Origin of the sequence: Bacillus sp. JJ1533, assembly GCF_036965045.1 — a bacterium.
In the GTDB taxonomy this organism is placed as follows: domain Bacteria; phylum Bacillota; class Bacilli; order Bacillales; family Bacillaceae_L; genus Ferdinandcohnia.
In genome coordinates this window covers 225,192-237,703 of the sequence record NZ_JBALOV010000035.1, presented here as the reverse complement: position 1 = coordinate 237,703, position 12,512 = coordinate 225,192, and the positions used below count along the sequence as shown (strand labels likewise).

The 12,512-nt window shown below is 36.9% G+C and carries 12 protein-coding genes; 1 reads left to right on the top strand and 11 read right to left on the bottom strand.

Annotated features, from left to right (window positions below; all coding sequences use genetic code 11):
* From fliG to flgB, 5 genes are all read right to left on the bottom strand, one after another.
* Positions 1-1,020 carry a flagellar motor switch protein FliG gene (gene fliG, locus V7138_RS18805; protein WP_335400291.1) on the bottom strand — a complete coding sequence of 340 codons (1,020 nt, stop codon included), beginning with the start codon at positions 1,018-1,020 and terminating at the stop codon, positions 1-3.
* A gap of 11 nt (positions 1,021-1,031) precedes the next feature.
* The gene (gene fliF, locus V7138_RS18800) at positions 1,032-2,627 is read right to left on the bottom strand and encodes a flagellar basal-body MS-ring/collar protein FliF (protein WP_335400288.1); all 1,596 of its coding nucleotides are present in this window, start codon (positions 2,625-2,627) and stop codon (positions 1,032-1,034) included.
* A 126-nt stretch (positions 2,628-2,753) separates the two neighbouring features.
* Positions 2,754-3,053, bottom strand: a complete 300-nt coding sequence (gene fliE / locus V7138_RS18795; RefSeq protein ID WP_438824380.1) for a flagellar hook-basal body complex protein FliE — start codon at positions 3,051-3,053, stop codon at positions 2,754-2,756.
* Positions 3,054-3,063: 10 nt separating this feature from the next.
* A complete protein-coding gene (gene flgC / locus V7138_RS18790; RefSeq protein WP_335400285.1) occupies positions 3,064-3,513 on the bottom strand; it encodes a flagellar basal body rod protein FlgC in 450 nt (149 codons plus the stop codon).
* A 2-nt stretch (positions 3,514-3,515) separates the two neighbouring features.
* Positions 3,516-3,914 carry a flagellar basal body rod protein FlgB gene (flgB, locus tag V7138_RS18785; protein WP_335400282.1) on the bottom strand — a complete coding sequence of 133 codons (399 nt, stop codon included), beginning with the start codon at positions 3,912-3,914 and terminating at the stop codon, positions 3,516-3,518.
* Positions 3,915-4,324: 410 nt separating this feature from the next.
* Between flgB and V7138_RS18780 the strand changes: the two genes are divergently transcribed.
* Positions 4,325-5,490 (top strand): IS3 family transposase gene (locus V7138_RS18780; RefSeq protein WP_335400280.1). Its coding sequence is split into 2 segments (ribosomal slippage): positions 4,325-4,607 and positions 4,607-5,490, totalling 1,167 coding nucleotides; the frame shifts between segments, so codons are not numbered across the junction.
* A 65-nt stretch (positions 5,491-5,555) separates the two neighbouring features.
* On the opposite strand, the gene codY is transcribed toward V7138_RS18780, so the two are convergent.
* The 6 genes from codY to dprA all read right to left on the bottom strand — a co-directional run bounded on the left by codY (position 5,556) and on the right by dprA (position 12,497).
* A complete protein-coding gene (codY, locus tag V7138_RS18775; RefSeq protein ID WP_335400278.1) occupies positions 5,556-6,335 on the bottom strand; it encodes a GTP-sensing pleiotropic transcriptional regulator CodY in 780 nt (259 codons plus the stop codon).
* Between the two features lie 20 nt (positions 6,336-6,355).
* On the bottom strand, positions 6,356-7,753 hold the full coding sequence (gene hslU / locus V7138_RS18770) for an HslU--HslV peptidase ATPase subunit (RefSeq protein WP_335400275.1): 1,398 nt from the start codon (positions 7,751-7,753) through the stop codon (positions 6,356-6,358).
* A 13-nt stretch (positions 7,754-7,766) separates the two neighbouring features.
* Positions 7,767-8,309 carry an ATP-dependent protease subunit HslV gene (hslV, locus tag V7138_RS18765; RefSeq protein ID WP_335400272.1) on the bottom strand — a complete coding sequence of 181 codons (543 nt, stop codon included), beginning with the start codon at positions 8,307-8,309 and terminating at the stop codon, positions 7,767-7,769.
* 17 nt (positions 8,310-8,326) lie between these two features.
* Positions 8,327-9,229 carry a tyrosine recombinase XerC gene (gene xerC, locus V7138_RS18760; protein ID WP_335400269.1) on the bottom strand — a complete coding sequence of 301 codons (903 nt, stop codon included), beginning with the start codon at positions 9,227-9,229 and terminating at the stop codon, positions 8,327-8,329.
* A gap of 165 nt (positions 9,230-9,394) precedes the next feature.
* Positions 9,395-11,470 carry a type I DNA topoisomerase gene (gene topA / locus V7138_RS18755; RefSeq protein WP_335400267.1) on the bottom strand — a complete coding sequence of 692 codons (2,076 nt, stop codon included), beginning with the start codon at positions 11,468-11,470 and terminating at the stop codon, positions 9,395-9,397.
* Between the two features lie 145 nt (positions 11,471-11,615).
* Positions 11,616-12,497, bottom strand: coding sequence for a DNA-processing protein DprA (gene dprA, locus V7138_RS18750; RefSeq protein WP_335400264.1), 882 nt, complete (start codon positions 12,495-12,497; stop codon positions 11,616-11,618).
* Between the last annotated feature and the right edge of the window lie 15 nt (positions 12,498-12,512).

Genomic DNA, 12,512 nt, shown 5'->3' with positions numbered 1-12,512 from the left:
TTAGACAATGATATCATCTCCTCCGCCACGAGCGATTACAATTTCGCCTGCTTCCTCCAGTCTTCTGATAACGGCTACTATACGTGATTGAGCTTCCTCAACGTCACGTAAGCGAACAGGCCCCATATATTCCATTTCCTCTTTAAATGTCTCAACCATACGTTTGGACATGTTTTTAAAGACTATTTCCTTTACTTCTTCACTTGCAACACGAAGCGAAAGCATAAGATCCTCATTTTCCACATCGCGAATGACGCGCTGAATCGCACGATTATCAAGTGTAACAATGTCTTCAAAGACAAACATTCTCTTTTTAATTTCTTCTGCAAGCTCTGGATCTTGAATCTCAAGCGCATCTAAGATTGTTCTTTCTGTTGAACGGTCGACACCATTTAATACCTCTACGACGGCTTCTATTCCTCCGGTTTGAGTATAATCATGTGTCACTGTAGCGGATAGCTTTCGTTCAAGAATTTGCTCAACCTCATTTATAATTTCTGGTGATGTTCGATCCATAATCGCAATTCTTCTCGCAATATCAGCTTGAACCTCTTGTGGCAACTCCGATAAAATTTGTGCTGCTTGTCTTGAATCTAAATAAGATAATATTAGTGCGATTGTCTGCGGATGTTCATTTTGAATAAAGTTCAATATTTGTCCAGGATCTGCCTTTCTTGCAAAATCAAATGGTTTAACTTGTAAAGAAGAAGTTAATCGGTTAATAATTACTCCTGCTTGTTCTTCACCAAGCGCTTTTTCAAGTACTGTCTTTGCATACCCAATTCCACCTTGGGTAATATAATCCTGGGCAATCGCAATTTGGTGGAACTCTTCCATGATTTGTTCCTTAGTATTGGCCTCTACCCTTCGAACGCCAGAAATTTCTAAAGTTAGTTTTTCAATTTCTTCCTCTGACAGATGCTTATACACAGAAGCCGAAACATCTGGTCCAAGTGAAATGAGGAGAATGGCTGCTTTTTGTTTGCCAGTCAGACCATTATGAATATCCCTCTTTGCCATTACTCCACCTCCTACTCATCTGCTAACCATGAACGTAATAATTTTGCAAAATCCTCTGGTTTGTCCTTAGCCAGTTTTTCCAGTTGTTTTCTTCGGACTGTTGCTTCTGATTCATTTTCTTCATTAACATCTGGAATATGATCAAAGAATACAGGTTCGGGTTGAGGCAATTCCTCCTCGATTTCTGCATCTTTCTTTTTACGTAAAAACAAGAATAGTAGAATGATAAGCCCAAGAACTAATAGACCACCCACAATATAAACCCAGATAGGGACTTTCGCGATTGCTGGTGTATCAGGAACCGTTGTTGTTTTTCCGTTAAATTCTGAAACCGAAACTACAATTTTATCTTGTATTTCATCCTCTGTTAATTGATTGGTTGCGTCTTGATTAATACTAGTACTGACAATCGTGCTTAAAATTTTCTCAATGTCATTTATTCTTTCCTGTGGCATTGACGCAGGGTCTTTAGGGTCTGGCGCTTCAACCATAACCTGAATACCTAAATCTCTTATTTTATACGGAGCTTCAACAATCTCCTTTGTGATTCGATTCACATCTTTATTGACTCGTTCTTCAATACGTTCGTAATCCCCATTACCCGCTTGTCCATTTGCGTTATAAGTAGGGACATCTGTCTCACCAGTTCCAACAACTCCACCTGCTGCAGCACCTTCACCAGTGAATGTCTCGGTAATTCTTTCAACACTGATTTCAATGCCTTCCATGTTTTCAGGATCAACAGGTGTCACTAAGTTTTCCTGGCGATTTTCCTGAGTAAAATCGATATCAGTTGTGACAGACACCACGATCTTATCTTGTCCCATCATCGTTCCAAGCATTTGTTGGACTTGTCTTTGAATATCTCTTTCAATTTCACGTTTCAAATCAAGCTGTGATACTACATTTCCGACTACCGATAAATTTTCTTCATTTTCCAAGTCAAAATACTCAAAGTTTTGGTTGGTTATGACGATATTATCAGTAGGCAGGTTAGGAATACTTTTTGAAACCAAATGATATAAGGATTTTATCTGCTGTTGCTCGAACCGATATCCAGGTTTTGTGTTAAGAACGATCGATGCGGAAGCCTCTGCCTGGCTGTCCTTTACAAAAATGCCTTCGTTCGGCATGCTGATCATAACCTTTGCATCGTTTATCCCATCGATGCCCTTGATAAGGTTGGCTAGTTCAGTTTGAGTGGACTCGAGTTTAAGCATATTAAATTCATTATCGGTCATTCCAAAACCCGCATTTTGGCCGAAGAACGAATAGTCGATATTACCGCTGTCTGGTATTCCTTCTGCCGCAAGTTCAACCATTAAGGTTTCTACCACTTCCTCTGGTACCTTAATGGTTGATCCATTATCCGCTATTTCTGATTGTATTCCTCTTGAATCTAAAGTAGCTTTTATTTGCCCTGTTTCCTGTGGTGTAAGATTGCTATATAAAGGAACAAGGGTTGATTTTGTTGTAAAAAACACTGTAATCGAAATGACGAAAATTAATAGCAATGGCAATCCAATAATCGTGGTCTTTTGTAGACCGGATTGTTTCTTCCAATATTCACTTATCTTCGTTTTATACAAAAGTAGTTTCTCTTTCATTTACATACCCCTAATATCAAGTTGTTGTAGAACCCCGAAATCAAATACGCCTAAGCGTATTTGTGCGATTTTCCGCCGGAGGCTATAACTTTATTCAGTTGGGGTTTGTACCCCTACTGAATAAAGTTATACCTGCATCCTCATGATTTCTTGGTATGCTTCTATTACTTTATTTCGAATTTGAAGTGTCGCTTGCAACGAAACACTCGCTTTCTGAGAAGCAATCATTACTTGGTGCAAATCAACGTTCTCGCCTTTTACTAGCTTTTCGGTCATGATGTCAGAAGCCTTTTGTGAATCATTCACATTGTTGATGGCGTCTTTTAAGAAATGACTAAACTCTTTTTGCACAGAGTCAGCTGTCTTTGGCTGTACGCCAGGCTTCGAAAAAGCCTGAGTCGTTTCTATGTTTATCCTATCAATCACGATTCATCACCTATTTTCCAATTTCTAAAGCTTTCATTAACATTCCCTTTGAAGCGTTAAAGACCGTCACATTCGCCTCATACGATCTTGTGGCACTAATCAAATCGACCATTTCCTTTAGAGGGTCTACATTCGGAAGTGCTACATAGCCTTCTTCATTTGCATCGGGATGTTCCGGGTTGTATACGAGCTGAAATGGAGTGTTATCTTCAACGATTCCAGTCACCTTCACTCCGCTTCCTGCTTTCGATTGATTCATTGCTTTTGATAAATGTGAAGAAAAATTACTAGCTTGCGGTTGTTGAACAACCATCTTCCTTCTATATGGCTGCCATTGTCCATCGACAAGTTTTCCCCTTGTTGTATCCACATTAGCCATATTTGAAGAAATAACGTCCATTCTGAGTCGTCCAGCTGTTAATGCTGAGCTAGTCGTATTAAGGCTATGAAAGATCGACACGCTTAATTCCCTCCTTTAATTACCGTTTTTAATGTATTGAATTTCCCACTAATTCTCTCGGTTACGGCATTATAATAGATTTGGTTTTCAGCTAATAGCGCCATTTCTTTATCAATATCTACGTTATTACCGTTATGGTTATATGCTGTATCATTCTTAGTAGTAATAACCGGGCCGTTTGTGCGATTACTACTATTAAATTCGAAATGTTTTTCATTCGTACGATTTGCTTTCAATTGATTATTCATTTCATTTGAAAGAAGGTTCTTAAAACTAACGTTCTGTGCCTTGTAATTTGGTGTGTCGACATTTGCAATATTATTTGAAATTACCTTCTGTCGTAGAGATGAATAATCTAAAGCTTTTTCTAACGAATTTATCGTATTAGAAAAAAGTTTCATCTTATCCCCCCACAAAAAATAGTTATGATTCGAATTTATATATCGTATTGTTATAACTCTTTCTTATTGTAATGAAATTAAATCTATCTGTCTATGAAGCTTACGATAAAAAGTGATGTTTTTCGACAATATAGGACTTTATCCCTACTGAATCCTCTTTTAATTATAGGAGTTTAGTTGTGAGGTTTCACGTATTTTTTACAAAAAAGGACAAGTACTTATTTCCACTATTAAAAATCGACATTTTATGATAGTTATCTAATAGTTGTTTGTATAAGTACAATCCAAACATTCAACAGCCCATAAAAAAAACGAAGATGAAAAATGAAGAGACCTAATTAAATGAGACAAAGGAAAAAACACCCCTCAAGTCGTATTTATAAATATGACATGCAGGAGGTGTTTTTCTTATGGGGAGAACTAAGAATTTTTACTCATATGAGACAAAAATGAAGGCTATCGAAATGAAAATGTCAGGACAATACTCCAATCGTGAAATCATGGAGGAATTGGGGATTGTTAATGACTCTCAGATAAGAATATGGATGATGTGGTACAGAAAGGGGGAAATGCATCGTTTTTCACAACCAATCGGCAAACAGTATAGCTTTGGAAAAGGCCCTGAGGAATTGACTGAAATCGAGCAGTTAAGAAGAGAGAACAAGCATTTGCAGATTCATCTAGAAATTTTAAAAAAGTACAAGGAGATCGAAAGGAGTTGGTACCAGAAGTTGTTTTAGAACTTGTAGAGGAATTAAAAAGTAAATATACCATTTCCACCATTTGTGATTTTATAGGGGTTCCACGTTCCACCTATTACCGCTGGAAAAAACAAGGGGCCCGTAAAATTAAGAAATTAGAACTTCAAATCATAGAGATTTGTAATAACCATAAATTTCGAATTGGATATCGAACTGTTAAAGCTTGGCTTAAACGAGATTATAATGTGAAAGTTAACAGAAATACTGTGCAAAAAATTATGCAGAAATATAATCTCCAATGTAGAGTAAAACCAAAGAGAAAAGTAAAGTTTGCAGGTGAAAGCAATATAGTCGTTCCTAATCGTTTGGAACGTGATTTTAAAGCATCTAAGCCGAATGAAAAATGGGTGACAGATATTACTTATCTTCCATTTGGACAATCTATGATGTACCTTTCAAGTATCATGGATCTTTACAACAATGAGATAATCGCTTACCGAATTAGTTTAAACCAAGATGTAACCCTTGTATTAGATACTTTAAGAGACGCTGTTAAGAACCGAAAGGTAGAAGGAGTAATACTACATAGTGATCAAGGGGCACAGTATACATCCTATGCTTTTCAAAATTTAGCCAAAGAAAAAGGCATCATCACAAGCATGTCTCGGAAAGGCAACTGCTTGGATAACGCCGTCATTGAATCCTTCCATTCCACATTAAAGTCGGAAGAATTCTACTCTCAGCCACGAGAGTATCTTACAAATCCTATTGTAGTGGAAAAAGTAAAGAATTTCATCTGTTATTACAATCAAATCCGACTTCAGGCAAAATTAAACTACCTGTCCCCAATTGAATATAGGGAACAGGTAGCTTAGGTGTTTTTTCTATTGTCTCAAATTACTAGGTCAGTTCAAAAAACCATCTTCGTTTTTTTGACTTTTTAATGTGATTTTAATTTTTCTAATTCAAGTAAGAATTTATCGTTTAGTACCTTAATGTAAGTTCCTTTCATTCCTAAAGAACGAGATTCAATTACACCAGCACTTTCAAGCTTTCTTAAAGCGTTAACTATAACAGATCTTGTGATTCCAACGCGGTCTGCAATTTTACTTGCTACCAATAAACCCTCGTTGCCGTTTAACTCTTCAAAAATGTGTTCAATTGCTTCAAATTCACTATATGATAATGAACTAATTGCCATTTGAACTACCGCTTTGCTTCTTGCTTCTTCTTCAATTTCTTCTGCTTTTTCACGTAGAATTTCCATTCCAACAACTGTTGCACCATACTCAGCCAAGATTAAATCATCATCTTCAAAGTTTTGATCAAGTCTTGAAAGGATAAGCGTACCTAGTCGCTCGCCACCACCAATAATTGGTACAATCGTTGTCAAACCACTTTTGAACAAATCTTTGTTCTCAACTGGAAAAGCAGTATATTCACTCTCAATATCTAGGTTTGATGAAGTTTCCTGAATGTTGAATAGGCTTTGAGTATACTCTTCCGGGAAATGACGGTCTTCAATCATCTTTTTCATTCTTTCGTTTTCAATCTGCTGATTGATTGCATATCCGAGCAGTTTTCCACGACGACTTAAAAGAAAGACATTGCCTCCAATTACGTCACGTAGTGTTTCTGACATTTCCTTAAAGTTAACTGGTTTACCTGCTGCTTTTTGTAGCATCGCATTAATTTTTCGTGTTCTTTCTAATAATGGCATTTTTGTTCCTCCTGATAATCTTACAAAATAAACTGACTTAAATCTTTGTTTTTTACAATTGTGCTTAATTTCTCATCCACATATTGTGGAGTAATCGTGATTTTTTCCATTGTAATATCCGGTGCTTCAAATGATAAGTCCTCTAAAAGTCTTTCCAAAATCGTATGTAGGCGACGAGCACCAATATTATCCGTGTCTTGATTCACTTGGAAGGCAACTTCAGCTATCTTACGAATAGCATCGTCAGAAAATTCAAGTTGTATACCTTCTGTTTCTAATAATGCTGAATATTGTTTCAACAAGGCATTATCTGGCTCAACTAAGATTCGATAAAAATCGTCGACAGTTAGTTTAGTGAGTTCTACACGAATCGGAAAACGACCTTGTAACTCAGGGATTAAATCTGATGGTTTAGACATATGAAAGGCACCTGCTGCAATAAATAACATATGATCTGTTTTAACAGAGCCATATTTCGTTACAACAGTTGAACCTTCAACAATCGGTAAAATATCACGCTGAACTCCTTCTCTTGATACATCCGCCGAAGAAGAATTATGACTTTTACCCGCTACTTTGTCAATCTCATCTATAAAAATAATACCTGATTGCTCTGCCCGATTAACTGCTTCTTGAGTAACCTCATCCATATCAATTAATTTCGCAGCTTCTTCATTTGTTAGGACTTTTCGAGCTTCTTTGACGGTTAATTTGCGCTTTTTGCGTTTTTTCGGCATTAAGCTGCTTAGCGCATCCTGCATATTCATTCCCATATTCTCCATACCGGAACCTTGAAGAAGATCGAACATGGATGGCTGCTGTTCTTCTACCTCGACTGTTACGTAATAGTCTTCAAGTTCTCCAAGTGCAAGCTTATGAGCCATTCTCTTTCTTCTGTCACTTAAGCTTTCATCTTCGGTAGATTTTTCGACCTCTGGTTCATTAGTATTCCCACCAAAAAGCATTTCAAGTGGATTTTTATAAGTCGTTTGCTTTTTAGTACCGGGGACAAGCATTTCAACAATGCGTTTATTGGCATTTTCCTGAGCCCGTTCGGATACTTCCGCCATTTTTTCTTCTTTCACAAGGCGAACAGCAGTCTCGACTAAATCCCGAACCATTGATTCCACATCACGACCCACATAGCCGACTTCCGTAAATTTAGTAGCCTCTACTTTAATAAATGGAGCTCCAACTAGCTTGGCAAGTCGTCTAGCAATTTCGGTCTTCCCAACCCCAGTTGGTCCAATCATTAAGATATTCTTTGGTACGATTTCATCTTTCAGCTTTTCGTTAAGCAAACTGCGACGGTATCGATTTCTTAATGCAACTGATACAGCTCGTTTTGCTTCATTTTGGCCAATAATGTATTGATCTAATTTTTCTACAATCTGTCTTGGGGTTAAATTCGTTTTCAAAGAAGTCCCCTCCTTATAGTTCTTCAACTATAATATTTTCATTTGTATACACGCAAATCTCACTTGCAATCTCTAATGAAGCTTTTGCAATTTCTTTCGCTGTTAAATGATCACCTGAATATTTTTTTAATGCACGTCCAGCAGAAAGAGCGTAATTTCCACCAGAGCCAATTGCAAGAATTCCATCATCAGGTTCAATTACTTCACCAGTTCCTGAAACAAGAAGTAAATCTTTTTCATCCATCACAATCAGCATAGCCTCTAATTTACGAAGAACTTTGTCACTTCTCCATTCTTTGGCGAGTTCAACTGCTGCCCTTTGTAAATTGCCATTAAACTCTTCCAGGCGTCCTTCAAACATTTCAAAAAGGGTAAATGCATCTGCCACCGATCCGGCAAATCCTGCAATAACTTTCCCTTGAAACAGCTTGCGGACTTTTCTCGCTGTATGCTTCATAACAACAGCGTTGCCAAAGGTTACTTGACCATCCCCTGCCATCGCTGATTTCCCTTTATGCTTTACTGCGAATATAGTTGTTGCATGAAAATTTGACATTTATTAGAACAACCTCCTTATGCTCGTGGATGTGAGGATAGATAAATATTTCGCAAATGGTCCTTTGTAACATGCGTGTAAACTTGTGTTGAAGACAGATTTTCGTGCCCGAGCAATTCCTGAACAGACCTCATATCAGCGCCCTCGTTTAAAAGGTGTGTAGCAAATGTATGTCTTAATACGTGTGGACTAATATGTATCGTGGATGATGTCTTTTTAATCATATTATTTAAGATTAAACGGACTCCCCTCGTTGTTAAAGGTCCACCTCGATAATTAAGGAATAGATTGTTTGTATGTACTGATGCTTTTTCGAGCAATTCCTTGCGACCATTTGATAGATAGTTTGTAAGTGCTTGTTCAGCATAGCTTCCAAAAGGAACATAGCGTTGTTTATTACCTTTTCCATGAACAAACACAGTTCCTAATGTAAAATCTAAATCCTGAAGTGTAAGTTTACAGCATTCACTTACACGGATTCCAGTAGCATAAAGCAATTCAAGCAATGCTTGATCCCGCTGCCCCATACTTGTAGAAACATCTGATACTCCGAATAGTTTTTCTAATTCTTCCTCATACAAAAAATGCGGGAGCTTTTGTTCCTTTTTTGGCAACGAAACTAACGTAAAAGGATTTTGAGAAATAAGCTTTTCCCTTAGGAGAAAATTAAAAAAACTGCGCAATGTTGAGATCTTTTTTGCAACAGTACGTCTTGCATATTGTTTCTTATAAAGCTCTGTAAGATACAATCGCACATCCGAATAAGTTACTTCAGATAAATTAGAAATGGATTCTCGTTTCAGAAATAAGAAAAAATGGTCAATCGATTGTTCATAATGCACAATTGTATATTCTGAATAATTTTTCTCAATTTGTAAATATTCCTTGAATATCTGTAACGATTTGTTCACATTTTCCATTATTTTCACCTCACAAGGGCTACTAAATATTATCATAATTTAGTAGCCCTTGCAAATAAAAACTCTGATTTTTTTACAAAATTCTGAATTGTGCCAGAAATCAAACCAAAACCTTTATATAAAAACATAGAAAGTGGTGAGCAATGAAAGTGCTCACCACACAAGTTATTTTTGAGGTTCTTCTTTGTAATCACACTGAGCACACTGCACTTGAATTCCTTTTTTAAGCTTTTTCTCAACTAACAAGTTTTCACATTTTGGACATTTTCTCGGTAGTGGTTTATCCCAAGAAAGAAAATCACATTCAGGATATTGATCGCAGCCATAAAAGATTCTATTCTTTTTACTTTTTCTTTCAACAATGTTTCCTTTACCACATTTCGGGCAAGGAACACCGATTTCCTTCACAATTGGTTTTGTATTGCGACAATCAGGGAAATTAGAGCAAGCCATGAATTTCCCATAACGACCCATTTTATAGACCATTGGATGTCCGCAATTTTCACAATCAACACCTGCCGGCTCATCCTTGATTTCAACTTTCTGCATTTCTGCTTCTGCAATTTCTAGTCTTTTTTCAAAGTCTCGATAGAAATCATCAATAATCTTTATCCACTCTGTTTTTCCTTCTTCTACTTCATCAAGTTCATGCTCCATTTTTGCCGTAAATTCTACATCTAAAATTTTCGGGAAGAACTCAAGCATCAACTCATCGACGATTTCTCCAAGTTCCGTAGGTATGAATCGCTTGTTGTCTAACGCTACATACCCTCTCTTTTGAATGGTATCTAGAGTCGGAGCATAAGTAGAAGGTCTGCCTATTCCTAATTCCTCAAGAGTCTTAACCAGTCTTGCTTCTGTATACCTCGGTGGTGGCTGGGTAAAATGTTGCTTTGAGTCAATATCCTTCGAAAATACCTGGTCTCCCTCTACTAAATCCGGAAGCATATTTTCTTTTTCTTCAATATTATCATCATTACCCTCAACATAGACCTTCATAAAACCAGGGAATTTAACCTTTGAACCAGTCGCCCGAAATATAACATCCCCATTATTAAGGTCAACACTCATTGTATCCATAATCGCTGGTGCCATTTGACTTGCAACAAAGCGTTCCCAAATAAGCTTATATAATCTTAATTGGTCTCTGCCTAAATATTGTTTTATACTATTTGGCTCTCTAAAAACGGAAGTAGGTCGAATCCCTTCGTGAGCATCTTGGGTATTCGTCCCTTTTTTATCTTTTCTCTTTGTACCTGTTAAGAATTGATTGCCGAAAGTCTTTTCGATATATTGTGTACTTTCTTCTACTGCTGTATCTGAAATTCGTGTTGAATCCGTACGCATGTATGTGATTAGACCGACTGTTCCTTCCTTGCCTAGGTCAATACCTTCATATAATTGTTGTGCTAGCATCATGGTTTTCTTCGCACGGAAGTTCAACTTACGGGCTGCCTCCTGTTGTAAGGAGGAAGTAATAAATGGCGGTGCTGGATTTCTTTTTCGTTCTTTTTTTGTAACAGACGTAATCGTAAAAGAGTTTCCTTCAATCGTTGAAAGAATATTTTTTACTTCTGCTTCATTATTTAACTCTAATTTTTTTCCTTTTACGCCATAAAATTGGCCTTCGAATTGTTCATTTCCTTTTAAAAAGTCAGCTTTGATTGTCCAGTATTCTTCAGGCTCAAATTTTTGAATTTCTTTTTCCCTGTCAATAATTAGTCTTACAGCAACGGATTGTACTCGCCCTGCACTTAGCCCTTTTTTTACTTTCTTCCATAGGAGCGGACTAATATTATAGCCTACTAATCTGTCAAGGACCCTTCTTGCCTGTTGCGCATCAACTAAATCCTGATTAATCGGACGCGGATGCTTAAAAGATTCTTTAATCGCGTCCTTTGTAATCTCGTTAAACACCACTCGACAGTCAGAATTAATATCTACATCTAATGAATGTGCTAAATGCCATGCGATTGCTTCTCCTTCACGGTCGGGGTCGGCTGCTAGATAGACTTTCTTAGCTTTTTTAGCCGCTGTTTTTAACTCTTTCAGAACAGGACCCTTTCCACGAATAGTTATATATTTTACTTCAAAATTATTTTGTGCATCAACGCCCATTTGACTTCTTGGAAGATCTCTAACATGACCCATTGAGGCTTTAACTGTATATTTTTTTCCTAAATATCTTTCAATTGTTTTTGCTTTTGCTGGTGATTCAACTATGACTAAATAGTCCGACATGTATCGCTTCCTCCTTAGAGGTTAAAATTATATCCGGTTAATCAATGATTTCGGAGTTATTATAATAAATCCTCCATATTATTAAATATTCATGGACAGTTTGTCAAACTGTTAAAATTATTTTTAAACATTTTCAATCATCATTTTATGAAAAAAGATTGATTTCTGATAAAATATCCTCGCTGTTAAGCACCAATTTTGCTCCTGATTGAATTAATTTATTCGTTCCAACACATGAAAGTTCTAAAATAGATCCAGGAATTGCAAAAACTTCTCTACCTTGGTTTAGCGCTTGATCAGCTGTAATCAATGAACCACTTCTTTCCTTCGCTTCTACTACTAATGTGCCTTGTGTCAAACCACTAATGATACGATTCCGCATTGGGAACTGCCATTTTTCTGGCTTTGTAAAAGGGGGATATTCAGAAATAAGTATATGATTATGAGTGATGGTAGTTGCCAAATCTTTGTTTTCAAGAGGATAAATATATTGAAGGCCACCAGCAATGACCGCAATGGTTTTCCCATTATGATCAATAGCTAACCTATGAGCCATTGTATCTATTCCACGCGCCAAACCACTAACCAATACCCAATTTTGCTTGATTAAAGGCACCAACACCTTTGCCATACTTCGTTTGCTTGTGGCAGTTGGTGTACGAGACCCTACAACGCTTAATAATTTCTCACAATTCAATAGAGACTTGTCTCCGGAAGTATATAACACCCATGGCGGATCATAAATTTGTTTCAGAAGACGTGGATATTCTTGATCGATTATGGTAATAATCCCCACATTATTATTGCTATATTGTTTTAGCATATATTGGATTGATACAGAATGCAAATCTTTTAAAAAAATATTTACCTGATTTTTTGATAATGGAAGGATTTTTTCATAGAAAGCCTGGGGGTAATTATAAATAGAAGAAAGTGTAGGATCATGTTGCAGGATGCGAAAAATAGATTTCCAGCCTATTCCTCGACAATGATGAAGATGTATTAAATTTTCACGAAATTTCTCCATGTTTCCTCCTTATTT